This is a genomic window from Dietzia aurantiaca (genome assembly GCF_021033825.1).
GTDB lineage: Bacteria > Actinomycetota > Actinomycetes > Mycobacteriales > Mycobacteriaceae > Dietzia > Dietzia aurantiaca.
On the sequence record NZ_JAIFXZ010000012.1, the window covers coordinates 46,110 to 69,285 of the forward strand.

At 68.0% G+C, this 23,176-nt stretch carries 24 protein-coding genes; 7 read left to right on the plus strand and 17 right to left on the minus strand.

The annotated features are described in order from the left end of the window. Positions 1–3: 3 nt before the first annotated feature. From K3888_RS12800 to K3888_RS12825, 6 genes are all read right to left on the minus strand, one after another. The gene (locus K3888_RS12800; RefSeq protein WP_230930660.1) at positions 4–981 is read right to left on the minus strand and encodes a zinc-binding dehydrogenase; all 978 of its coding nucleotides are present in this window, start codon (positions 979–981) and stop codon (positions 4–6) included. Continuing rightward, positions 981–2,927: an FAD-dependent oxidoreductase gene (locus K3888_RS12805; protein WP_230930661.1), complete on the minus strand. Its 1,947-nt coding sequence runs from the start codon at positions 2,925–2,927 to the stop codon at positions 981–983. The genes K3888_RS12800 and K3888_RS12805 overlap by 1 nt, the downstream gene beginning before the upstream one ends. A 13-nt stretch (positions 2,928–2,940) precedes the next feature. Further along, positions 2,941–4,251 (minus strand): FAD-binding protein, encoded by a 1,311-nt coding sequence (locus tag K3888_RS12810; protein ID WP_230930662.1) that lies wholly within the window; start codon positions 4,249–4,251, stop codon positions 2,941–2,943. A 146-nt stretch (positions 4,252–4,397) separates the two neighbouring features. After that, on the minus strand, positions 4,398–5,942 hold the full coding sequence (locus K3888_RS12815; RefSeq protein ID WP_230930663.1) for an MFS transporter: 1,545 nt from the start codon (positions 5,940–5,942) through the stop codon (positions 4,398–4,400). A 47-nt stretch (positions 5,943–5,989) separates the two neighbouring features. Beyond that, the gene (locus K3888_RS12820; protein ID WP_230930664.1) at positions 5,990–6,670 is read right to left on the minus strand and encodes a nitroreductase family protein; all 681 of its coding nucleotides are present in this window, start codon (positions 6,668–6,670) and stop codon (positions 5,990–5,992) included. Between the two features lies 1 nt (position 6,671). Next, complete coding sequence (locus K3888_RS12825; protein WP_230930665.1) at positions 6,672–7,796, minus strand: acyl-CoA dehydrogenase family protein; 1,125 nt, start codon at positions 7,794–7,796, stop codon at positions 6,672–6,674. Positions 7,797–7,913: 117 nt separating this feature from the next. Here K3888_RS12825 and K3888_RS12830 point away from each other — a divergent pair, with 117 nt between their 5' ends. Further along, positions 7,914–8,291, plus strand: coding sequence for a nuclear transport factor 2 family protein (locus tag K3888_RS12830; protein WP_230930666.1), 378 nt, complete (start codon positions 7,914–7,916; stop codon positions 8,289–8,291). 100 nt (positions 8,292–8,391) lie between these two features. Next, positions 8,392–8,718, plus strand: coding sequence for a hypothetical protein (locus tag K3888_RS12835; RefSeq protein WP_230930740.1), 327 nt, complete (start codon positions 8,392–8,394; stop codon positions 8,716–8,718). A gap of 103 nt (positions 8,719–8,821) precedes the next feature. Here K3888_RS12835 and glyA read toward each other — a convergent pair whose 3' ends face one another. Continuing rightward, positions 8,822–10,126 carry a serine hydroxymethyltransferase gene (glyA, locus tag K3888_RS12840; protein WP_230930667.1) on the minus strand — a complete coding sequence of 435 codons (1,305 nt, stop codon included), beginning with the start codon at positions 10,124–10,126 and terminating at the stop codon, positions 8,822–8,824. Positions 10,127–10,271: 145 nt separating this feature from the next. On the opposite strand from glyA, the gene coaA reads away from it, so the two are divergent. The 4 genes from coaA to K3888_RS12860 all read left to right on the plus strand — a co-directional run bounded on the left by coaA (position 10,272) and on the right by K3888_RS12860 (position 13,601). After that, complete coding sequence (gene coaA / locus K3888_RS12845; protein WP_230930668.1) at positions 10,272–11,204, plus strand: type I pantothenate kinase; 933 nt, start codon at positions 10,272–10,274, stop codon at positions 11,202–11,204. Positions 11,205–11,479: 275 nt separating this feature from the next. Continuing rightward, complete coding sequence (locus K3888_RS12850) at positions 11,480–11,872, plus strand: GntR family transcriptional regulator (protein WP_230930669.1); 393 nt, start codon at positions 11,480–11,482, stop codon at positions 11,870–11,872. Then, on the plus strand, positions 11,869–12,828 hold the full coding sequence (locus tag K3888_RS12855) for an ATP-binding cassette domain-containing protein (protein ID WP_230930670.1): 960 nt from the start codon (positions 11,869–11,871) through the stop codon (positions 12,826–12,828). Before K3888_RS12850 ends, K3888_RS12855 begins: the two co-directional genes overlap by 4 nt. Beyond that, positions 12,825–13,601 carry a hypothetical protein gene (locus K3888_RS12860; protein WP_230930671.1) on the plus strand — a complete coding sequence of 259 codons (777 nt, stop codon included), beginning with the start codon at positions 12,825–12,827 and terminating at the stop codon, positions 13,599–13,601. Before K3888_RS12855 ends, K3888_RS12860 begins: the two co-directional genes overlap by 4 nt. Before the next feature lie 332 nt (positions 13,602–13,933). Here K3888_RS12860 and K3888_RS12865 read toward each other — a convergent pair whose 3' ends face one another. The 9 genes from K3888_RS12865 to K3888_RS12905 form a co-directional block, all read right to left on the minus strand. Further along, on the minus strand, positions 13,934–14,422 hold the full coding sequence (locus K3888_RS12865; RefSeq protein WP_230930741.1) for a nuclear transport factor 2 family protein: 489 nt from the start codon (positions 14,420–14,422) through the stop codon (positions 13,934–13,936). Positions 14,423–14,427: 5 nt separating this feature from the next. Then, the gene (locus K3888_RS12870) at positions 14,428–15,990 is read right to left on the minus strand and encodes an aldehyde dehydrogenase (RefSeq protein WP_230930672.1); all 1,563 of its coding nucleotides are present in this window, start codon (positions 15,988–15,990) and stop codon (positions 14,428–14,430) included. Between the two features lie 58 nt (positions 15,991–16,048). After that, complete coding sequence (locus tag K3888_RS12875) at positions 16,049–17,044, minus strand: PDR/VanB family oxidoreductase (protein WP_230930673.1); 996 nt, start codon at positions 17,042–17,044, stop codon at positions 16,049–16,051. Between the two features lie 13 nt (positions 17,045–17,057). After that, positions 17,058–17,252, minus strand: a complete 195-nt coding sequence (locus K3888_RS12880; RefSeq protein WP_230930674.1) for a ferredoxin — start codon at positions 17,250–17,252, stop codon at positions 17,058–17,060. A 33-nt stretch (positions 17,253–17,285) separates the two neighbouring features. Further along, a complete protein-coding gene (locus K3888_RS12885) occupies positions 17,286–18,545 on the minus strand; it encodes a cytochrome P450 (RefSeq protein WP_230930675.1) in 1,260 nt (419 codons plus the stop codon). Between the two features lie 58 nt (positions 18,546–18,603). Next, positions 18,604–19,074, minus strand: coding sequence for a nuclear transport factor 2 family protein (locus tag K3888_RS12890; RefSeq protein ID WP_230930676.1), 471 nt, complete (start codon positions 19,072–19,074; stop codon positions 18,604–18,606). A 316-nt stretch (positions 19,075–19,390) separates the two neighbouring features. Beyond that, positions 19,391–19,759: an EthD family reductase gene (locus K3888_RS12895; RefSeq protein ID WP_230930677.1), complete on the minus strand. Its 369-nt coding sequence runs from the start codon at positions 19,757–19,759 to the stop codon at positions 19,391–19,393. 50 nt (positions 19,760–19,809) lie between these two features. After that, on the minus strand, positions 19,810–21,084 hold the full coding sequence (locus K3888_RS12900; protein ID WP_230930678.1) for a cytochrome P450: 1,275 nt from the start codon (positions 21,082–21,084) through the stop codon (positions 19,810–19,812). 3 nt (positions 21,085–21,087) lie between these two features. Continuing rightward, on the minus strand, positions 21,088–21,471 hold the full coding sequence (locus K3888_RS12905; RefSeq protein ID WP_230930679.1) for a hypothetical protein: 384 nt from the start codon (positions 21,469–21,471) through the stop codon (positions 21,088–21,090). A gap of 120 nt (positions 21,472–21,591) precedes the next feature. Between K3888_RS12905 and K3888_RS12910 the strand changes: the two genes are divergently transcribed. Continuing rightward, positions 21,592–22,035 carry a nuclear transport factor 2 family protein gene (locus K3888_RS12910; RefSeq protein ID WP_230930680.1) on the plus strand — a complete coding sequence of 148 codons (444 nt, stop codon included), beginning with the start codon at positions 21,592–21,594 and terminating at the stop codon, positions 22,033–22,035. On the opposite strand, the gene K3888_RS12915 is transcribed toward K3888_RS12910, so the two are convergent. After that, positions 22,036–23,139, minus strand: coding sequence for a tocopherol cyclase family protein (locus K3888_RS12915; RefSeq protein ID WP_230930681.1), 1,104 nt, complete (start codon positions 23,137–23,139; stop codon positions 22,036–22,038). Between the last annotated feature and the right edge of the window lie 37 nt (positions 23,140–23,176).

Consider the following 23,176-nt stretch of genomic DNA (forward strand, 5'->3'; position numbering starts at 1 on the left):
GCGTCACAGGGTCACGACGAGACGGCCGGTGACGTCACCGCGCCGCAGCCTGTCGATCCCCCGGTCGACCTGCTCGAAGGTGAGCCGCTGGACCTGTGGGGAGATCTGTCCGTCGTTCAGGTAGGCGTAGACGGCCTCGATGTCCTTCTTGGTGCCGCCGGATGATCCGCGGATCACGGCCTTCTGGTGGATCACGTCGGCGGTGACGAGCTCGCTGGTGTGCGCGCCCATCCCGACCATCACCACCACGCCGCCGACGCGGATCGCACTTACGGCGGCCTGCGCGGTCGAGGTGAACCCGGCGAAGTCGATCACGGCGTCGAGCCCGAGGCCCGCCAGGTCGGACGCGTCCGCGACCACCGAGGTGGCCCCGACCTCCTCGCCCAGCCGGCGTGCGGAGGGGCTCGGGTCGGCGGCGTGGACCTCGGCGCCGAGCAGCACGGCGATGCGTGCGCCGATCTGCCCGAGGCCACCGAGTCCGATGATCCCCACCCGGTGGCCCGCGCGGACGCCCGCGACCTCGGCGACGGCCTGGTGGGAGGTCATCCCGGCATCGGTCCCCAGCGCGCCCAGCTCGTAGCCCAGGCCGTCCGGCAGGGGTACGAGGTCGGCGGCGGGGGCGACGTGGAACGGGGCGTAGCCGCCGTCGCGCCCGTATCCGGGCACGGTGACGCCGAGTGGGTGCACGCCGTACCGTCCACCGACGACGACGCCGGCGGTCTCCGGGTCGGCGTTCACGTCAGTGCCGACGGCCACGACCTCCCCGGCGATCTCGTGTCCGAGGGTAACCGGGTTCTTGTGGATGTTGGCCGCCCACGAGGGCTCGTCGAGCTCTCCGACGTCCGAGTGGCACATCCCGGCCGCGCGGACCCGGAGCAGGACCTCGTCGGGTCCGGGCACGGGTACGGGCACGGTGGCCAGGGTCAGCGGCCGCCCGGTGCCGGTCCACTGCCAGGCCTGCATCGTCGTGTTCCCGGTCATCAGATCTCCACTCCCACTCGGTATCCCTCGGCTATCGCGTGGCTGATCCGCCGCGGGGTCACGCAGTCCCCGATCACCGAGACCGTCGCCCGGAGGCCCAGTTCTCGCGCCAGGTGGTCGACTGGCGCGCGGGGGGTGTGCCACACCACGAGGTCCGGTTCGATCGCGGTCGCGGTGCCGCCGAACGCGGGGACGATCGCCGCGCCGGCGCCGGCGTCGCCCAGGGACAGCTCGCTCGCGACGTGCAGGCGGGCGCCGCCCGCCCCCAGGCGGGACATGAGCGGGCCCACGCTCTCGGCGGGCACGCGGTGTGCCAGTGCGGTCAGCGGGGTGATCATGTCGACCTCCCACCCCCCGGCGAGGAGCGCCTCGGCCGCGCTGTAGGCCGGCCAGAACCCGTCGCCCGGGTCGTAGACCGCGGCACGTCCGGGCGCGTCCGGGATCGTGCCCCCCAGGACGTCGTCGACGCTCACCAGAGCGGGGGCGCCGGTGGTCGGTGCGGGAACCGGCCCGGGTGACGACCCTGTGGCGACGACGACGTGGTCGGCCATCTCCAGGATGTCGGCGAGATCATCGGGTTCGATCCGGGCGCCGAGGTTCACCTCGACACCCAGTCGGCGCATCTCGTTGGTCAGGTAGTCCACGATGTCGAAGATCGTGGCCCGGTGCGGCGAGCGTGCGGCCACCCGCACGGTTCCGCCGAGTTCGGTCTGCGCCTCGAACACGGTGACGCGGTGGCCCCGGCCGGCGGCGACCCGGGCCGCCTCGAGTCCGGCCGGACCGCCACCGATCACCACCACGTCCTTCGGCTCGGTGGCGGGGACGCCGAACGCGACGTGGCGGCCTCGCCCGATCTCGGCGTTGACCGCGCAGTGCAGGTGCGGGTCGAACGCGCGACAGTCCTGGTTGATCCCCAGACAGCCGCGCACCTCGGTCAGTCGCCCGGCGCGGGACTTCTCCGGCAGGTCCGGGTCGGCGATGAGCGCGCGGGCCATACCCACGAGGTCGGCCCTGCCGTTCTTGACGATGTGGTCGGCGGTGGCGGCGTCCCGTATCCGCTGACCGACGAGCACCGGCAGCCCGGTCGCGGCGCGCACGCGGGCGGCGGAGTCCACGGCCACGGCGTCCGGGTTGCTGGAGTCCTTGACGTACTTTCCGCGGGTGCCGTGGGTGATGCTGAAGTAGTCCACCGCCCCGGACGCGGCGAGGTGTTCGGCGATCTGAACGCACTCGTCGATCCCCATTCCGCCGGGGATCTCCTCCTCGCCGGAGAGTCGCACTCCCAGGACCATGTTCTCGGGCAGTGCCGCACGCATGACGGCCACCACCTCGTCGAGAAAGCGCATCCGGTTCTCGAACGAACCGCCGTACTCGTCGGTCCGCTTGTTGGTGAGTTCCGACATGAACTGGGCGGGCAGGTACCCGTGGGCGGCATGGATCTCGGCGCCGTCGTACCCGGCGCGGACCAGGTTCGCGGTCGAGGTGGCCCAGCCGCGCACGATGTCCGCGATCTCCTCGACCGAGAGCTCGTGTGGCGGGTAGGCGTCGCGCACGGTCTTGATGGCGGACGGCGCGGTGGGGGGCGAGTCCGATTCGCCACCGATGAACTCACGACCGAGGTGGCACAGCTGGCCGATGATCTTGGCGCCGTGTCGGTGGACCGCCTGCGCCTTCTCGGTCAGCGCGGGCACCACCTCGTCGATGTACGCCTCGACCAGCTTGCGGGAGCGCAGCGTGGTGGACGGGTGCACGACGGTCGCGCCGCCGATGATCAGCCCCACCCCGCCCGCGGCGATCCGCTCGAAGTGCTCCTCGTCGCCGTGGGTGGGCACGCCGTCGAGCGCCATGCTGGTGCCGGCGGGCAGTGCCACGAGACGGTTGCGCAGCGTGAGCGGCCCGATCGTGTACGGGGAGAACGCGTGCGGGAAGTGTGTTGTGTCGGCCATCGAGGCGTCTCTCCTATCGGGTCGCGGCGTCGCCGGCCCGGAGTCCGAACACCAGGGCCGCGGAGATGCCCCCGGCGTAGGCGCGACGGTAGATCCCGCCCACGTCGGACCCGGCGGCGAGAAGGCCCGGGATCGGGCTGCCGTCCGCGCGCAGCACCGAGGCGTGCTCGTCGATCCGGATGCCCACCAGCGGGAAGGTCACCGCGGGGCTGGTCTCGATGATGTAGTACGGCCCACGGTCGAGCGGGCTGAAGTCGTACTCGCGGGGCGGGATCACCTTCTGGCCGGCGGCGTTGATCTCGCGGATCTCCGCGGCGATCGCGGCGCCGTCGTAGCCCCATTCCTCGGGCAGGTACTCGAAGTCCTCGAGCGTTTCGGCGATGCCACACCTGCCGCCGCGCTTGGCGGTCTCGGTGTACTTGTCCACCGCGATCGCGCCCTCGACGTAGGAGCCGCAGATGAACTCCTCGTAGACACGGGCGTCGGCGACGAGCAGGCCGCGCGACTCGGGCTCCTCCATCAGTGCGTTGGCGGTGAGGTGGTCGCCCTGGGTCTCGTCGTAGAATCGCTTGTTCTCGAGGTTGAACAGCAGCGCGTGCTCGGAGTAGTAGAGGGACAGTCCCACGAAGTCGCCGGAGTCCCGGAACGGCAGCCCCGCGGGGACGAGGTGACCGTAGAAGCCCGCGTCACGCGGTCCTATGTCGGCGCCCACCGCGGTGGCCAGACGCAGCCCGCCGCCGTCACTGTCGGGATTGGACCGGAGCGGGAACCGGGATGCGTTCTCGTGGAGGTGCTCGTCGATCAGCTCGTGGTTCGCCTGGAAACCGCCGGTCGCGAGCAGCACCTTGCCCGCGCGGATCCGGACCGACTCGCCATCCACCACCACATCGGCGCCGATGACCGCGCCCCCCTCGGTGACCAGGGACCGTACGTCGGCACCGGTGACCACCTGCCCACTGTCGGCCTTGATCTCCCTGACGCAGGCGTCGAGATACTGGACGGTGTCGAAGGCGTGGCCGATGCCGTACCGCAGGACCGGGACGCCGTCGGCGCACTCGACGCCGCGCCCGCGGATCCAGTCGAGCCCCGCAGCGAAGTCGTCCACGACGGCGTTGCGCAGCGCCTGCTCACCATGGGGGTTGATCTCCGCCATCATCTCCCTGGTGGGTGCGGTCCACGCATATCCTGCGAACTGCGCCGAACCGCCTGTCCCCGCGGCCTTCTCGATGACCGTGACCGTGGCGCCGTTCGCGGTGGCACGCGCGGCGGCGGTCAGTCCGGCCATTCCGGCCCCGATGACGAGCAGGTCGGCGGTGTTGTCCATGGTGACTCCCAGAATCAGATCGGCGATTCGCACAACTCGTGTGATGCGATTCACCGTATCACCGATTTGAACTCAGTTCACGAGATTTCGGCGGTGAAATCCTCACACCTTCCGGCATCGCGGCAACGGCGCGGGCAGGCACCGGGTCAGCGCCCGGCAACGGTCCGGAACTCGGGACCGCTGACGCTCGCGGCACACCCATGGACGCGTTCCCGCAGAGCTGATTCCGGCACCGTCAGTCGCCCGCGCTCCTGCTCCAGGAACTCGGCCACGTCGGCCACCCGGTAGGTCTCGGTGTACTCCCCCGGCAGGTCGACCGAGGATTCCAACCGCCAGTCGCGACCGCCCAGGCGCAACCGTGAGCGCCTGAGATCCCTCATCGCCAGATGGAACTGGGCGCGGTCGTCGTCGTCGACCCGATAGGTGTAGCGCACCTCCACGGGACCACCACCCGCGGCGCCGCCCCCACCGACCTCGGCCACATCGGCGGTGAGCACGGGTTCGATCCCGGACTCCGCACCGAGTCCCACGAACCTCAGTGAGATCGCGCTGACCGCGAGCACCGCCGCGGCGATCGCGAGCGCCCCCTGCAGCCCGATCTCATCGGTGAGCGCGCCCCACACCAGTGCGCCCACCGCCTGCGTCCCCTGGAACGCCAGCAGGATCACGGCGATGAGGCGCGGACGGATCCAGTCCGGGAAGAACTGGTGCCCCATGCTCATCCACGTGCTCTGCACGCTCACCCAGGCCGCGCCGGCGCAGAACACCGCCACCCCCACCACGACGGGCGAGGTGGACATGGCCAGGACGAGCAGTGCCACGCCGTATGTCGCCGCGCCGAGTGCCGCGAAGGTCCGCACCCGCAGGCGCCGCCGGAGCCCGCCGAGGGCGAACGCCGCGACTACCGCTCCCGCCCCGACCAACGCCATGATCACGCCGAACCCGTCGGAGTTCATCTCCAACCGGTCGTAGGCCACGAGGGAAATCAGGGCCCACAGTGCGCTGGACGGGATGCCGAACAGAACGAGCTGGACCAGCAACCGGGTGGTCCAGGCGGAGTAGGCGACGAACCGCAGCGCGCCGACCAGCTCGGGCAGGATCGGCCGACGTGGGTGGGTGCGATCGGGCGAGCCGCGCTCGGACCGGATCAGCAACACCGCACAGGCCGCCGCGAGGAAGGACACGAGCGCGAAGGTCGACGCCGCACCGACCAGCCCCAGTCCGATCCCGGCGATGAGCGGGCCGAGGGCGCGCGCCACGTTGAACACGGCGCCGTCCACCACCGCGGCCGCGGGGATGTCCTCCCGCTCGACGGTTTCCGGCAGCAGCGACTGCCACGGGACACCCACCAGTACCAGTGCGGAGCCGACCAACAGCACCGACAACACCATGGCGAACGCCTGGTCGCGGCCGACGGCGGTGAGCACACACGCCGCGGCGGCCGCGACGGCCGAGGTGGTGGTGGCCCCCGCCATGAGTTTCTTGCGGGAGGCGTAGCCGGCGATCACCCCGGCGGGCATGGACAGCAGGATGAACGGCACGGCCATCGCGGCGGGCGCCAGCGAGATCACGAGCGCCGACTCGCCGCGCTCGGTGAGTACCCACTGGACCGCTACGACGTGAATCCACACCGCGATCGCGTTGATCAGCTGCACGGTGACCAGGGCCCGGAACACGCGGTTGCGGAGCACGGAGTTCGACCCCGACCCGCCGCCGGGCGATCGTCGGGGCCCCGCGGTCACCAGGTGTCCCAGTGGATGAAGTCCGTGGCGGGCGGTCGCCACGCCGGCCTGAACCTCTCACCGGTGTGGTGGGCGACCGGGATCATGCAGACCTGCTCGACGGCCTCCGGATCGATGCCCACGATCTCGGCGACGTCGGCCTCGCGCGCCAACGTCATGCCGGTCCAGCAGGTCCCGAGCCCCCGCAGCCGTGCCGCGAGCATGAAGTTCCAGACTGTGGGATACACGGTGGCCAGGCGGTGTTTGGCGGCGAGCAGGTCCCCGTCCGCGAGCCGCGGCGTCAGGCACGGGATGACGATCGCCGGCACCCGGTCCATCACCGCGGCCAGGTGCTCCGCCGAGTCGCGGGTCCGCCGGCTCTGTGCGGCGTGCTCGTCGTCGGCGTCGACCCGCTTGAACAGTCCCACCTCACTGGCGCGGTAGAAGCCGTCGAACTCCTCGCGATAGATCGTGCCGAGCCGCGAGATCCGCTCGGGGTCGCGCACCACCACGAACTCGGTGCGCATGAGGTTCGAGCCCTGCGGCGCCTGCAGTGCGTCGGCGACGCACGCCTCGAGGAGCTCAGGCGCGACGGGGCGGTCGAGGTCCAGCCGCAGCCGCACCGCACGGGTGGTGGTGATGAGCTCGTGCGCCGAGATATCCGGGCGCACGGTGGCGGGGTCGCCGACGGTCGACATGTCAGACCCCTGCCAGTTCGGCGATCTCGCGGCGCGCGACACGCCCGCCGCCGAACGCGCCCTCGTCCCCGAGCATGCGACGCAGATAGAAATGCGCGGAGTGCTCCCAGGTGAAGCCGATGCCGCCGTGGAGCTGGATGGCCTCATAGGCACTGCGGGTGGCGGCGTCCGCGCAGACGGCGGACGCCACGGCAACTGCCATCTCGGCGTCCTCCGCGCCCTCCTCGTCGAGGATGGCCATCGCGTACAGGGCGGCGGCGCGGGCGCGCTCGCGGTCCACGAGCATATCGGCCAGTCGGTGTTTGATGGCCTGGAACGAGCCGATCGCCCGACCGAACTGCTGGCGCTGTTGCACGTATTCGACGGTGGCGTCGACCAGCCGTGAGGCGATGCCCGCGTGCTCGGCGGCGAGCGAGGCGGCCTGGATCCGGCGGAGCTCGGCGAGTACCTGCGCGGACCGGTCGGCGCCCACGAGGATCCGGGCGGGTGCGCCCTCGAGCGCCAGGTCCGCGCGGCGGCGGGTGAGGTCCACGACCTCACGGGGGGTGACGGGCACCTCGGCGAGATCGATCACCGCGAGCACGGTGTCGGTGCCGGAGGTGGCGACGACGACGAGGTGGTCCGCCGCCGCACCCCACAGCACTCCCTCGGCGAGCCCCCGGGCGACCGTCGTCCCGTCGGCGGTCTCCAGTGCCACGGTCTGGTCCAGTGCCGTCGCCACCACGGATCCGCCGGCCAGGACGCCCTCGAGCAGATCGGCCACGGCTGTCGCGTCGTCAGCGCGGACCAGCGCCTGACACCCCACGACGGCGCTGGCCAGGATGGGCTCCGGAAGCAGGGCGGCGCCGGTCTCCTCCAGGACCACCCCGAGGTCCCCGAATCCGAACCCGTGGCCGCCGAGTTCCTCGGGGACCGCGAGCGCGGCGATCTGCAGCTCGTCGTTCAGGGTGGTCCACCGCGCGCTCGAGTAGCCGGGGTCGGCCTCGACGGACTCCCGGATCGCCTCGTGCGAGGCGTGGCGGTCCACGAAGCCGGTGATGACGGAGCGGAGCTCCTCCCGCTCCTCGGAGGGCAGGATGATCGAGGGGTCGGCTTCCGGTCGGATCGTTCGAACCTGCTGTGTCACGGGGACCTCCACCAACGCTAGGATTTGAGCTGAGTTCAGTTCATACCATCACAACACGGTGAGGCAGATCACGCAAGACTATTGAAAACGTGGCACCTACTGAACTAAGTTCGATTCATGTCACTGAACGAATCCACCCTCGTGACCTACTACGAGCGAATCGACACGGGCGATCTCGACGGCGGCCTGGAACTCCTGGCCGACGGAGTCTCGTTCGCCATCATCCTCCCCGGCACCGCTGTTCGCGGTGAGAACCGGCAGGGGGTACGCGAGTACCTCGAGGGCCGCGGCCCCGTGGACCGCCGACACGTCCCCACCCACGCGACGCGCGAGGGCGAGCTCGAGTTTGTCTACGGCGCCGTGGTGGAGGACGGCGTGAAGATCACCGGACACTTCCTCGCCTCGGCGCGGATCGGCGAGGACGGCCTGATCACCGGCTACCAGGTCGCGTTCGACCCCGAGCTCGGCCTGGCCTCCCCCACGCTCGCCGCCTGACCCTTCCCCGAACACCCACCTGCCCGATTCCCCCCTGACCGCTGAACGGAGCTCCCCCGTGCCCAATCCCACCCCGCTGCTACACGCCTGGTTCGAGATCATGGACTCGGACGATCCCGACCGGGTACTGAACCACATCACCGACGACTTCGAGCTGTCCATTCTCTTCTCGAAGGGTGAGTCCGCCGCCGAGTTCCACGGAAACCGCGCCGGCCTGGTGGTCTACCTCGAGCAGCGCGAGAAGAGCGTGCTGACGCACCACATCCTCTCGGGTGCCCGCGTCGGCGACACCGAGCTCTGCCTCGGCGAGACCCGCCGCGACGGCGAGTTCGAGGCCAGCTTCAACGCCTCCGCCGAGCTGGATTTACAGGACAGGGTCCGTCGGCTCCTCATCTGCCGCACGCCCAAGATCCGGTTCACCGAGTAGACAGCGGGCCCGCGCAGGCCCCCAGAAGACGGAAGAAACCCCCGCAGCCTCCAGCTGCGGGGGTTTCTTCCTGACGACTCGAAGGTGGCGGAAGGTGAGTGCCTCAGCCCAGGATCTTCCAGTCCTCCAGGCCCTCGTAGAGCGGCGTGGCGGCGGCCAGAGCGCTCACGCGCTCGCGCAGGGCAGCGACGTCGGCACCCTTGCCGGCCGCCAGGGCGGTTCCGATGACGTCGGCGACCTCGCGGAACTGCTCTGCGGTAAAGCCTCGGGTGGCCAGCGCCGGCGTACCGATCCGCAGGCCGGAGGTGACCATCGGCGGGCGCGGGTCGAACGGCACGGCGTTGCGGTTGACGGTGATGCCGACCTCGTGGAGAAGGTCCTCGGCCTGCTGGCCGTCGAGCTCGGAATCGCGCAGATCCACCAGCACGAGGTGGACGTCGGTGCCACCCGTGAGGACCGAGACGCCGGCGTCCTTGCAGTCCTGCCGGGTAAGCCGCTCGGCGAGGATCTTCGCGCCCTCGAGGGTCCGCTGCTGCCGCTCGCGGAACTGCTCGGTCCCGGCGATCTTCATGGCCGTGGCCTTGGCGGCGATCGCGTGCATGAGCGGGCCGCCCTGCTGGCCCGGGAACACGGTGGAGTTGAGCTTCTTGAACAGCTCGAGATCGTTGGTGAGGATCATGCCCGAGCGCGGCCCGCCCAGCGTCTTGTGCACTGTCGTGGACACGACGTCGGCGTGCGGCACCGGGCTCGGATGCAGGCCCGCGGCTACCAGACCGGCGAAGTGCGCCATGTCGACCCACAGCTTGGCGCCCACCTCGTCGGCGATCTCACGGAACTTCGCGAAATCCAGCGTGCGCGGATACGCCGACCAGCCGGCGATGATCACGTCCGGCTTCTCCGCGAGCGCCATCTCGCGGACGGTGTCCATGTTGACCTGCATGGTCTCCGGATCGACCTCGTAGGCCGCGACCTCGTAGAGCTGGCCGGAGAAGTTCAGCTTCATGCCGTGGGTGAGGTGCCCACCATGCGCGAGCGACAGACCCATGATCTTCGAGCCCGGGGCCGCCAGCGCCATGAGCACGGCGGCGTTGGCCTGCGCGCCGGCGTGCGGCTGCACGTTGGCGTACTTCGCGCCGAAGACCTCTTTGGCGCGGTCACGCGCGAGGTTCTCCACCACGTCGACGTGTTCGCAGCCGCCGTAGTAGCGGCGACCCGGGTAACCCTCGGCGTACTTGTTGGTCAGGACCGAGCCCTGCGCCTGCAGCACCGAGCGCGGGACGAAGTTCTCCGACGCGATCATCTCGAGCGTGTCCCGCTGACGGGCCAGCTCCCCGGCCATCGCCTCGGCGACCTCCGGATCCAGTTCGGACAGGGAGGCGGAGAACACGTCGGTGTTCGGGTCGGTCATGTTTGCTCCTCGCGCGTCGGCGTACACCGTGGACGAAATCGTGGCGGGTGACGGACCGTGTGGTCGTCGTCATCGTCATCGTCCACCTTAGTGCCATCGACCCTCACGCCCCCTACCACGTACAGACCTGCCACAATCACGAGTTGTGAGCAGACATGCCGGCGACTACACGCCGTACGTGGAGTTCGACCGCCGAAGCTGGCGGCGGTTGCGTCGCGCCATGCCGATGGTGCTCACCGAACAGGACCTCGAAGGGCTACGTGGCCTGGGCGAACATCTCGACCTGGACGAGATCGCGGAGATCTACCTGCCGCTCAGCCGGCTCATCCACCTGCAGGTTTCCGCCCGGCAGCGCCTGTTCCAGTCCACCAACCTATTCCTCGGCGAGGCCTCCGACGCCCCGATGCCGTTCGTGATCGGCGTGGCCGGCTCCGTCGCGGTAGGCAAGTCCACCTCCGCCCGTGTGCTGCGCGCACTGCTCACCCGCTGGGACTCCCACCCGCGCGTCGACCTCATCACCACCGACGGCTTTCTCCACCCCAACCGCGAGCTCGAACGCCGTGGCCTCATGCACCGCAAGGGCTACCCCGAGTCCTATGACCGGCGGGCGCTGCTGCGGTTCGTCACCGAGGTCAAGTCCGGTGCACCGCTGGTGCGTGCGCCGGTCTACTCGCACACCAAGTACGACATCGTGCCCGGCGAGCACATCGAGGTGAAGCGGCCGGACATCCTCATCGTCGAGGGTCTCAACGTGCTGCAGACCGGGCCGCGGCTCATGGTCTCCGACCTGTTCGACTTCTCGCTATATGTCGACGCGCGTATCGAGGACATCGAGCAGTGGTACATCGAGCGCTTCCTCGAACTGCGGAGCACGTCGTTCTCCAACCCGAACTCGCATTTCGCGCATTACGCGGACCTGTCCGACCAGGCGGCCCGGCTCGCCGCGCGGGAGATCTGGACCTCGATCAACCGGCCGAACCTGGTCGAGAACATCCTGCCCACCCGGCCGCGCGCGACACTCGTGCTGCGCAAGAACTCGGACCACTCGATTCAGCGACTGCGCCTGCGCAAGATCTGACCCGCTGCGCCGCTCCTGCGCCGCTTTCGCCCGGCCCGCCCCTGTCGCGCCGCCGCATCCACGCGCGGCCGCTTTCGCCTTCGCCCTCATCGCGAAGGGTGTTTGGCGCATTTCCACTCGGGCGATGCAGGCGATTCCCTCTTGACGATGAGGTGTAGCAGCCCTGCTCCCCCGCCTGGCCACAACGGGACACCCCGCCACGTCATTGACCCCGCATCGGTCACATGGTTCACTAGTTCAGTAACTAACCCACCAACCTGGGGAGGGCGACGCCCGTGGATGACGGCAAACCGCTCTTCGTGCAGATCGCCATCCAGGTCGAGGCATCAGTTCTGGACGGCTCACTCGCGGAAGGCGAACGCGCCCCGTCGACGAACGAACTCTCGAGCTTCCACCGCATCAACCCGGCGACCGCCGCCAGAGGCATCAATCTCCTGGTGGACCGCGGCATCCTCGTCAAACGTAGAGGTCTCGGGATGTTCGTCGCGGACGGCGCCAGGCAGCTCCTACGAGCCGAACGACAGCAGCGCTTCACGGATCACTTCATCTCCCCCATGCTCGACGAGGCCAGGGCCATCGGTCTGAGCCCCGAGGACGTCGTGGACCTGATCAGCACCACCACCCACACCCCCACCGACCACGACCGGATGAAGGAGCAGGCGCAATGACCACCGCTATCGAAGTCCACGACCTCACCCGCAGACACAGGTCGGCAACCGCACTCGACTCGGTCACCGTGTCGCTCGAAGCCGGCGTCATCCACGGACTGCTGGGCCGCAACGGTGCCGGCAAGACCTCGCTCATGTCGATCGCCTCCGGGCAGGACTGGCCCACCAGCGGCTCGGTCACCGTTTTCGGTGAGCACCCACACGAGAACGAGCAGGTCCTGCCCCGAATCTGCTTTGTCCGCGAGGACCAGCGCTATATCGAGGACTCGTACGCTCGTCACGCGTTCGCCGCCGCGGCCATGGCCTTCCCGCGCTGGGACCAGCAGCTGGCCGACCGGCTGAGCAGAGAGCTCGGAGTCCCGGCCAGGACGCGGATCAAGAAGATGTCGCGAGGCCAACGTTCGGCGGTCGCGGTGATCATCGGTATCGCCTCCCGCGCCGACCTGACCTTCTTCGACGAGCCCTACATGGGCCTGGACGCCGTGGCGCGGCAACTGTTCTACGACCGGCTCCTCGAGGACTACTCCGAGCATCCGCGCACGATCGTGCTGTCCTCGCACCTGATCGACGAGATCGCCCACCTCATCGAGAACGTGGTCCTCATCGACCGGGGACGCATCATGCTCGACGAGCAGGTCGACGCGCTCCGCGGCCGGGCCGTGACGCTGATCGGCGCCGCCGACACCGTCCGGGAGCTGACCGACTTCCGCCGGGTCCTCCACACCGAGTCGCTGGGGCGCCTCACCAGGTCGACGGTGTTGGGGGCGCTCGAGGAGCACGAGGAGCAGCGGGCCCGCGCCCGGGGCGTCGAGGTGCTCCCGGTGTCACTGCAACAGCTCATCGTCCACCTGACCTCGGGAGACGTCGGTGGAATGCGCGACGAGGGGCCGGCTACCGCCCCGGATCCGACGACGACAACCTCACCCCGCAACTGGAACTCGGAGGTCGCATCATGACCGCCCTCTCTGTCGACGCACGCGTTGTCGACCGACACCGGCCCACCACGTGGGCGACACGCATCCCGGCCGCGTTCCGGCTGCAGTTCATCGTCCCCACCAATCTGATCATCGTGCCGGCGATGGTGTTCCTGCTGGTCTGGGCGGTGTCCATCGGGATCACCGTGTGGATCCACGCGGCGGCCGGTGACCGTGTCGCCTCTGTGGAACCGATGTACGGCGGTGCGTCGCAGGCGGCGGTGTGGACGCTGGGCTTCATGGCCGCCTACACCGTCACCCAGACGTTGCCGTTCGCGATGGCGCTGAGCTTCAGCCGCCGGACATTCGTAGTGGGCTCATACCTGGCGTTCATGGCGGTCTCGGTCGGATTCGGTGCGGCCTACACGCTGGCCGCCTGGATCGAGAGGGTGACGAACGGCTTCGGCATCCACGCCTACCAGTTCGACACCCCGTTCATGACGAGCACCAACGGCCTCGTCGGCGGGGGCGCCCTGGCCGCGGCGATCGCACTGACAGTGATGACCGTGACCTTCATGTTCGCCGCGGTGTTCCGCCGCATCTCGGTTCTGACCTTCTGGACCCTCCTGGTCGCCCTCGCCGCGGTGCTCGGCGTGCTGGTCTTGTTGATCGTGCAGAACGTCGGGTGGTCCGGCCTCGGCGGCTGGTTCCTGCGGCAGACCGCTCTTACCGGGTCGGCGTACCTACTCGGAGTCTCCCTGGTGGCCGGGGCGTTCGGGTACCTGGTCTTACGCAGGGACACGCCCGTCAGTTGACGACTCACCCCGGGGCGACGTGGGCCGCCCGGCGATTCTGAATTCATGGCAGTTCTGTGCACGATCCTCACGCCGGCTCCCGGGATGCCGACGGCGATTCCGAGCACTCCACGGACAGGCTCGCCGACCAGTCCTGGTGCCCACACTCACCCGATGCCTCGAGTTCTCGTCACGGTCGGCGTGGACCGAAGTGATCGCCTCGGATCACGTCGATCGCGCCGTCCTCGCATCGTGTGAACGACTGCGCTGATCCACCAGCGACAACAGCGGGGCGACCCGGACCATGTTCAGGTCCGGGTCGCCCCTCGCGGATGACCCCCACGCGGATCCGGTCACCCCGGCAGCGTCCGTTCGGGCCAGAGGAACTCGAGCTTCACGCGGGAGATGAGCCATCTCCCGTCGACCTTCTTGTACTCATCCTGGTAGATGCCCAGGTAGAACAGCGGGTTCGCGTGACCGCCCCCAGAGGTCATCACACCCTGGCGGGTGAGGTACTCGATCAGGTACCAGCGGCCCTTCGCCGTGTTCTCACCGGTCAGTTCGATCCACGGATTGGTGACCGCATGGATAGCGCTGTACGGCGCTCCGACCTGCTCGGCCACCGCCGCATAGTTCGCGCGGATGGTCTCCCGGCCCACCCAGTCACCGCCGTACTCTTGACTGAACTCGCAGACCGCGTCCTCGGCGAAGATCGAGGCGAGCCCGTCCAGGTCCTGGGAGTCGAAGTAGGCCGAGTACGCCAGCCGCAGGTTCTTGATCTCTTCGACCGCGAGCAGCTCGTCGAGCTTGGCGAGGCGACGATCGTTGTCGTCGTCAGACATCGTCGTCACGCCCCCTTACGTGCGCCGGTCGTGACCACGTCGGCCTGCTCGACCACGGAATCCGGGATCGACATCGACGGGTCGACCGAGATGGTCTTGGGGATCAGGTAGCCCTCGAGGCCGGCCACCCCGTGCTCACGGCCGATCCCCGATTCCTTGAACCCACCGAACGGCGAGTTGAAATCCGCCGAGAACGAGTTGACCGAGAACGTGCCGGTCCGCACCCGACGAGCGAGCCGGAAACCGCGCTCTACATCCGTGGTGTAGACCGAGCCGGCGAGACCGTATCGACTGTCGTTGGCGATCCGGACCGCGTCGTCCTCATCGGTGTACCTGAGCACCGCGACAACCGGGCCGAAGACCTCCTCCCGGGCGATCTCCATGTCGGGGGTGACGTCGACCAGGAGGGTGGGCTCCACGTACCACCCCTTGTCCAACCCCTCCGGGATGCGGCCGCCGAACGCCACCGTCGCGCCCTGCTCAACGGCCCGGTGGATCATCCCCAGTACGTGCTCACGATGGGCTTCGGTGATCAGCGGTCCCATGTCGGTGCCCTCGGCGTGCGGGTCACCTACCTTGATGTCCGCCATAGCGGTCACCAGCCGCTCCACCAGCTCGTCGTGACGTGACTCCGAGACGAGGAAACGGCTCTGGCACACGCAGCTCTGGCCGCTGCTCGGGATCACGCTGACACCCAGGAGCGTCGGGACGGTGGTCTCGAGGTCGGCGTCGTCGAGGACGATCGCGGCGGACTTACCTCCCAGCTCGAGGACCACCGGTCGGATGAGCGATCCGCACTCGCGACCGATGTGGGAGCCGACGGTGGTGGAACCGGTGAAGCTCACCATGTCCACGTCCGGATGCGAGACCAGATAGGCGGACTCCTCGGGACCCGCGGCGACGATGTTGATGACGCCGGGCGGGAAGCCGACATCGTCGATCAACTGCGCCAACGCGAAGACCGCGAGCGGATCCGGCTCGGGCACCTTGACCACCACGGTGCAGCCGGCGACGATCGCCGGCGCCACCTTCTGCGAGGTCCCGGGCATGGTGAAGTTGTAGGCGACCATGGTCGCCACCACCCCGACGGGCTCCTTGACCACGAGGGCCTGGGTCTCGTACGGCATGATCATGCCGCCGGCCGAACCCCCGGCCAGAGGACCGAGGTCGGCCTTGCGGACCTCCTCGAAGGGATAGTGCCGACCGACTTCGGCGTTGTAGTTCCAATGCAGAGTCGGCGCGACGGCCTGGTACACGTCGGCGAGCATCCGGGTACAACCCAGCTCGTCGACGAGCAGCTCCGCCATCTCGTCCTTGACCTCGTAGAGGCGCGTCGCCAGTGCCTCGCACAGAGCCGCCCGCTCCGCCACCGGCCGGGTAGCCCAGTCGGTCTCGTAGAACGCGCGCCGGGCCGCCTCCACCGCGGCATCGATGTCCGCTCGGGTCGCACGTGGCACCTCGCCGATCGATTCACCCGTAGACGGGGAGACGACGGTGAACTTCTTGGTCGACTCCGTCGGCCGCCACGCCCCGTCGATGTAGAACTCGCTGTAGCTCCTGGGGAGCATCGATCCTCCTGAATACGTGTGTTATTGGGTGAAGTCGAGGCGATGACCGCCCACGCCTCTACAGATCCAGCACCAGTCGGGGGCAGGTGGCGCGGGAGACGCAGATCATCATGGTTTCCTGCGACTCCTGCTCCTCGGGGGACAGCACGACATCGCGGTGCTCAGCGGTGCCCTCGAGGATCGGAGTCTCACATGAGCCGCACGTTCCCTCGGTGCATGAGGTCGGCACGTAGACGCCGGCCTCGGTGACCACCTCGAGGATCGTCTGGTCCTTCGAGACCTGGACCGTGACCCCGGTCTGGGCGAGCTCCACCTCGAACCCGGTGTCCTCGGACGTGTCGACCTCGATCGCGGTGAACCGCTCGATGTTCAGTGCGCCGGCCGGCCAGGACTCACAGTGCGCCTCGACCGCGGCCAGGAGCGGCTCGGGGCCACAGCTGTAGACCAGCGTTCCCTCCTCGGCGGTACCGAGGAGTCCGTCGAGGTCGATCAACCCGTTGGCTTCCTGCGGCCAGATCGTGACCCGGTCCCCCAGGTCACGCAGCTCGTCGACGTAGCCCATGGTCGACTCGCTCCGGCCACCGTAGATGAAACGCCATTCGGCACCGGCAGCCTCCACCGCGCGCATCATGGGGATCAGCGGGGTGACGCCGATCCCGCCCGCGATGAACAGGTAACGCGGCGACTCGTGCAGCGGGAAGTGGTTGCGCGGCCCCTTCAACTCGACCGCGGAACCGGCCCGGAGCTCGGAGTGGATGCGGCGTGACCCTCCCCTGCCCTCCTGCTCGAGGAGCACCGCGACCCGGAGCGTCTTCCGGTCGGACGGGTCTCCGCACAGTGAGTACTGCCGTATCGCGCCGTCGTCGAGGACGATGTCCACGTGGGCGCCCGGCTCCCACCGGGGCAGGTCGCCGCCGTCGGCCGCGCGGAAGACCAGCTCGATGACGCCGTCCGCGATCTCGCGCCGGCTGTCGACGATCGCGTTGATCGTCTCGTCACCGGCCGCGTTCTCGCCCAGGTCGACGATCTCTGTACGGAGGGGATCGGAAACCATGGTCATTGCTACCTCAGGATTCCCGCACGATCGAGATGGCGGATTCCGGGCACGCCCGGACCAGCCGACGTGCGGTTTCAGGGGACATCTCCGGAGCGTCCTCGCGGACCACGCCGCGTCCCCGGTCGTCCTCGGCGATGTACTCGGGTTCCAGCGTGTAACAACGCGCATGGCCCACACAGAATTCGTGATCGATCTTGACCTTCATGGTGTGTCCTTTCTGAGGATGCGTCGTCCGGCCTCAGCGGGCAGCCGCGGCAGGGGTGATCTCGTCGACGGTGACCACGAACTCGGTGAGGCCGCGGGTCGGCATCGAGTGGGTCTCGATCGTCTGATCCGGCGCGAGGGCGATGCCCGGCATCCGGGTCAGCACCGAGGTGAACGCCACCCGGAGGAAGATCCGGGCGAGGTTGGACCCGAGGCAACGGTGAATTCCTGCACCGAAGGAGACGTGACGCTTGTTCTCCCGGTGCACGTCCCAGGAATCGGCGTTGGGGAATACCGTCTCGTCACGGTTGGCCGAGCCCGGGAGGTTCCAGATCTTGTCGCCGGGCTCGAGGTCGTAGCCGTTGAGGGTCGTCTCCTTGGTGACGGTCCGCTGCATGAGCGTCACGTTGACGAACAAGCGCAGCGCCTCCTCGATGGCCTCGTCGAGCAGGGACATGTCGTCCTGCAGCTCCTTGAGGTCATCCGGATGGGTGGCCATGTGGTGGATCGTCCCGCTCAACACCGTGCCGGTGGACTCGAGGCCACCCAGCGTCAGGGCGATCATGATCTTGATGAGATCCGCATCCTCGGGAACCTCGCCTCCGGGCCGGCAATTGGCCAACACCGTGACGATGTCGTCGTCCCCCCGGGGATTCTCCCGACGCTCCTGGAGGATCTCCAGGAGGGCGGCACTGAGGCTCGCGAAGGCGTCGACCGCCCGCTCGGGGACGATGAGTGCGTCCTGCGCCCACTCCGAGAACTGAAGGATCCTGTCGCTGTCGGCGGGAACGCCGAGGATCGCCGCGAAGATAGCACGGGCCTGCATGGGCCGGACGAACTCATCCATGACCTTGAAGCTCGTACGGCCTTCGAGTCCGCTGAGCAGGTCGTCGGCGATGCCCTCGATCAACTCGGAGTGCGCTTCCATCTTCCTGAGCGTCATCAGCGGCTCGATGATCTGGCGCCACTCGCTGTGCACCGGTGGGTCGGTGTCGAGCGGGATGAACACAGGGGTGTCATTGGGATCGTCGTAGCGACGGTCGGCCAGATGTGACGCCGCGCGCCCGGACTGGAAGGTCCGCCAGTCACGCTGGATCTTCCACAGATCCTTGTATCGGGTCACCAGCGGCACGGTGGTGTTGCCCTGCTTGTGGAACGCGAGATCGTGTTCCTCGCGGAGGTGCTTGAGGATCTCGAGGTTGTTCTCGTTGTACTCGTCCGACCACATGTCGACGAAGGGACACCTCGGCTGGTCGGCTACAACGGAGTTCGGATCGGGCATTTTCTTACCCATGGGGGTCTCCTGGTGCGTGAGGGGTGACGTTGCCAGAGCACTCGGGCTCTGCAGAGTGTCAGGACTTGAGCCCCGCGGGGAGCAGGTCGGACTCGCCGGCCTCCACCAGGGAGCCGCCGAGAGCGGCGAAGAGTTTGATCGAGTCGTAGTACTCGACGAAACGGGCCACCTTGCCGTCGCGGATGACGAATCGGGAGATGTACTCATTGGCGTACCGGGCACCGCTGCGAAGCGTCATATCGCTCTTGTAGGTGGCAATAACGACGTCGGGGTCGCTCGCGAGCGTGTCCAGGGTCATGTCGTGCAGGTTCTCAGACCCGTCGATCATGTGGTCTCGCGCCTGGCCCAGGACCTCCATGTAGGCGTCCCGGCCGGCGGTCTCGCGCTCGAACGTAGGCGGACGGAACGGGAGCTCAAAGACGACGTCCTCGGTCGACAGCTCGCGCATGGTCTCGATGTCCCACTTGTTCAGTGCATCGGTGTAGGCACGCACCAGGTCCAGGTTCCTGCTCCGCTGATCATCGGTCATCGTGCACCCCTCCTAGGGCTTGAACTGAAGTCGATTAGGGCTCACTGTAATCATAGTCACACAGTGGCGCAAGCCACATGGGCCAAATACTTGGAAATCCTCGCAACCGAACGATCACAGACATCTCCCCAGCACTGGAGCCGTTTTCGTAGTGCGCCGCATATCGGTGCAGTTCGGCGCACCGTGCCGTTGACGCAACATCTAGCGGTCAAGCGTCCACCTGATGAGACAACGCGACGCGCTGCCAAGCCGGCCGCCCTCACACGACAGAAGGGCCCGGGAGAGACCCCCGGGCCCTTCTCATCGGTGTCCGCGACTACATCTTCGCGACCACTTCCGAGACAAGTTGCACACGCGAGACCTCGTAGACATCGATGTGCTGTACGAAGCCGGTGTTGTCACTGTTGGCGGCCGCCCACCCCTCGCTCTCCGGAGCCTTCTTCAGTGCCTCCTCCGATTCGAAGGCCATGATAGAGAAGGCATCGGGCTTGGGCGCCCCCTCGGGGATGCCCCAGTTCATCATCGGGTTGTTGTTGAGGAAGGTGTGCCACCACGCCACACCCGGGATCGACTTGCCGATGTCGGCATGCTTCTCCAGGTAGTGCTCGCGGAACTCCTCGGGCGAGGTTCCCGCCCACCGGTAGAGGGCGAACAGGTACACGGGTTGATTCTCGACGGAGACCATGATGGGTGTCCTTTCTGATTGCGGAACTCGGGCGGCATCGCCGCCCGGGGCTAGGAGATGAAGCGGACGGGCAGCGCGGCGGGCCCGTAGAAGTTGAAGCTCTTCTTGGCGGTCGGGTCCTGATCCACCAGCTCGACGCCGGAGAACCGGGTGATGATCTTCTCCAGCACCATCCGCAACTCCATGCGCGTGAGCGATGTGCCGGGGCAGACGTGCGGCCCCCCACCGAACGCGACGTGATTGGCCGCGAGCTGCTTCCGGCCGATGTCCATCCGGTCAGGGTCGTCGAACACCTTGGGATCCCGGTTCGACGTGCCCATCCCCACCCAGAGCATGTCACCGGCCTTGAGCTGCTGCCCGCCCAGCTCGATGTCCTCGGTGACAGCACGGAACGATCCCTGCACCGGGGAGTACATGCGCAGCATCTCTTCCATGAACTGCGGGATCCGATCGGTTTCCGCCTTCAGCTCGGCCCACATCTCAGGATTCCGACCGAGGAACTCGATCATCTTCGACAGCGCGGTGGCCGAGGTCTCACTGCCGCCGACCATCGTCAGCTGAAGCACCTGGAACAGGTCATCGCGGCGGAGCGGCGTCTCGCTGGCAGCGTTGAGCTTCACGATCCGCGAGATGAGGTCCTCGGTCGGATTGGCCTCCCGATCGTCGATCTGCCTGTTGCAGTAGGCGTCGAAGCCGTACCGGGTGTCGACGAGCGCCTCGATCTGCTCGTCGGTCTGGTCGGGGTTGCCGACCATCGAGTTGAACCCCTCGGTCCAGTCGAGCATCTGAGGGACCATGTCCCGCGGGAATCCGAGTATGTCGGCGATGACCGTCATCGTGTATTGGTTGGCGAACCCATCGACGAACTCGACCTCCTCTCCGGCCGCGATCCCATCGACGAAGATGTCGGCTGTCTCCTCGATGCGCGGAGCCCAGGACTTGAGCGCGTTAGGGGTGAGGGCACCCATGATCAGCCGACGATGGCGACCGTGCTCCGGCGGGTCTGCGAAGAGGAGGACCTTCCGGTCGCTCGTCCCGTAGTCCTCACCGAGCTCGTCTTTGGCGCCGGGACGCCGGGCGGCCAGGTCGATCAGCCGCTGCCACTCATCGGACACATGCTCACCGAGCATCTTCTTGGTGGAGAACACCGACGCGTCCCTGAACACCTTCTGCGCGTTCTCGTGGTCCGCCACCACCCAGAAGCCCAATGCGTCACTCCGGGAGACCGGGCACTCCGACCGGACCTCCTCGAACGCGGTGTGCGGGCATTTCAACTGCTCATCATCGAGGCCGAAGAACTTCTCGTACTGGAATTCGGTGGTCATCTCTCATGCTCCCCGGTTGGTGAACCCGCCGACGTGCTCGAAGGTGCGGACACTGCCGAAGCCCTCGAGCAGTCCGCGGAGCTCGTCGTTGACCGACCCGTAGATTCGCAGGTCGAGGACATCCACGGAGGACATGAGCGCACCCACGACCTCTTGGTCCATCTCCTTGAGGTGCTGGAGGAACGCGTCGGCATCCCGGTAGTGCTCGTGGGCGAAGAGGATTCCTGCGCCCTCGTCGATGTAGAAATTGTGCCCGTACAGGTGGTCACCCTCGGCCTCGGTACTCGCGCCGAGCGCCTTCACGACCGAGCTGAGTCGCTCGATCGACACGCCATCATGGATCTTCATCTCCGAGGTCGCCCGGACCTCGCGGCTGCTGTCCGCCATTGGCACGTCCTTTCTGCTGAATTGAACTCGCTTCTGGTACGTTATGTGAGCCCCACCACACTGTCAATGTCCCGTTCTTTACCGGAAGTCCACCCACGAGAACTGATCTGAGGACGTACGATGCCGACTCCCCACGGCCCCCTGACCGCCGACGACAGGACGGATATCCTCGCCTTGACCTCGCGGTATGCACACGCACTCGACCGCCACGACTGGGATCAACTCAGTTCGGTGTTCGCGCCGGACGCGAGGATGGAGTTCGCCGGCCTTCCGCCCGAGACCGGGCCGGCGGCGATCGCCGCGGTGTGTGCCCGAGCACTCGAGCCATTGGAAGCGAGCCAGCACCTGGTCGGCTCTCCCCTACTGGAGACTCTGGGGGATTCGGTGACGGTCTCGAGCTATTTCCACGCCCAACACGTGCGCACGGTGGATGGCCGGACCGCCCTCTTCACGGTCGCCGGTACCTACGACGATCTAGTCGAACGACGACCCGAGGGCTGGCTGATATCTCTCAGACGTCAGTCGGTCAGCTGGCAGGCCGGCGATCCCCGGGTACTGGGCTAGCTATAACGTATGTCGAGTCGGCGGCGCGCCGGTTTCTCCCTCGGGGACGCCACGCCGCCGTAGCTCCGCCTCGGCCCGCGCCAGTCCCCCGTGTTCGAGCGCGGCCAGGTAGCTGTGGTCCGACCACACGAGTCGACCCCGCCGACGGACCTCCACCTCGAGCTCGCCGGCGAGGTGCTCGATCGCCCCGGCCGAATTCCGTCCCTGCGACGGCAGCGGCACTGGCAGCACGTGCGCACGCTCAAGCGGCGACCGCCCCACCACGCGCACCTGCCAGCCGTAACCGCGCCCGGCCAGCCGCCATTCGTCGTCGCCCACCTCGGCGCGCACGGGTGAGACGACCGGATTGCCCAGCCGGATCACCCGCCCCCCGGGCAGCCGCACGACCAGCGCGGTGACCTCGGTTCGTAGCGGACCCGAGTGGATCTGCCCGCCGGCGAAGGCGACGCAGGTGTCGGGTTCGCTGAACGCCTGCGCCTGCCCCCACCACCAGGAATCCGGGAATCCCTCAGCGCCCCAGTTCTTCTCGCCGTAGACCTCGGCGCCGTCGAACTCCCAGCGCTGCCCGTCGAGCTCGGCCCACCCATGTGCGCGCCCGCCGAGCAGCCAGGGGTGCCAGTATTGGTTGAGCGCGGGCACGGACTGGAAGATGCTCGACCCGCCGACCGCAGGGTGCGGCCACTCGACGGGGTCAGTGATGTCGACGTGCAGCCGCGCGCCGTCGCCCAGGTCCACACGGATCCCGTCGTGGCGGTACTCGAACAGGTCCCCGGACCGGGCCCCGACGCGGTGCGGGTGCGCCCAGCCGTGGGGTGCGGCGGCCAGACGGAGGGAGGAGAAGGTCGACGACGACGCCCGCCCCTCACCGTCCCGCCACGTTCCGCCTGCGTCGGCCGGCAGTCGCACCTCGTCCGCGGCCAGCCCGAGCGTGGCCCACTGCCCCTCGGGTCCCCGGTTGACCCCGATCAGCGCGATGACCACCCGCCCGCGATCGGAATCCGTGAGCCGGAGGAAGTAGCCCTCCATGGCTACGCCGTGTGCTCGAAGCGGATCGCCGAAGGGCACGTCTGCGCCGGTGGCCCGGTACCAGCCGAGGAGGCTCATGCTGCCAGCGTCGCACATGAGGCCTAACTTGGACACC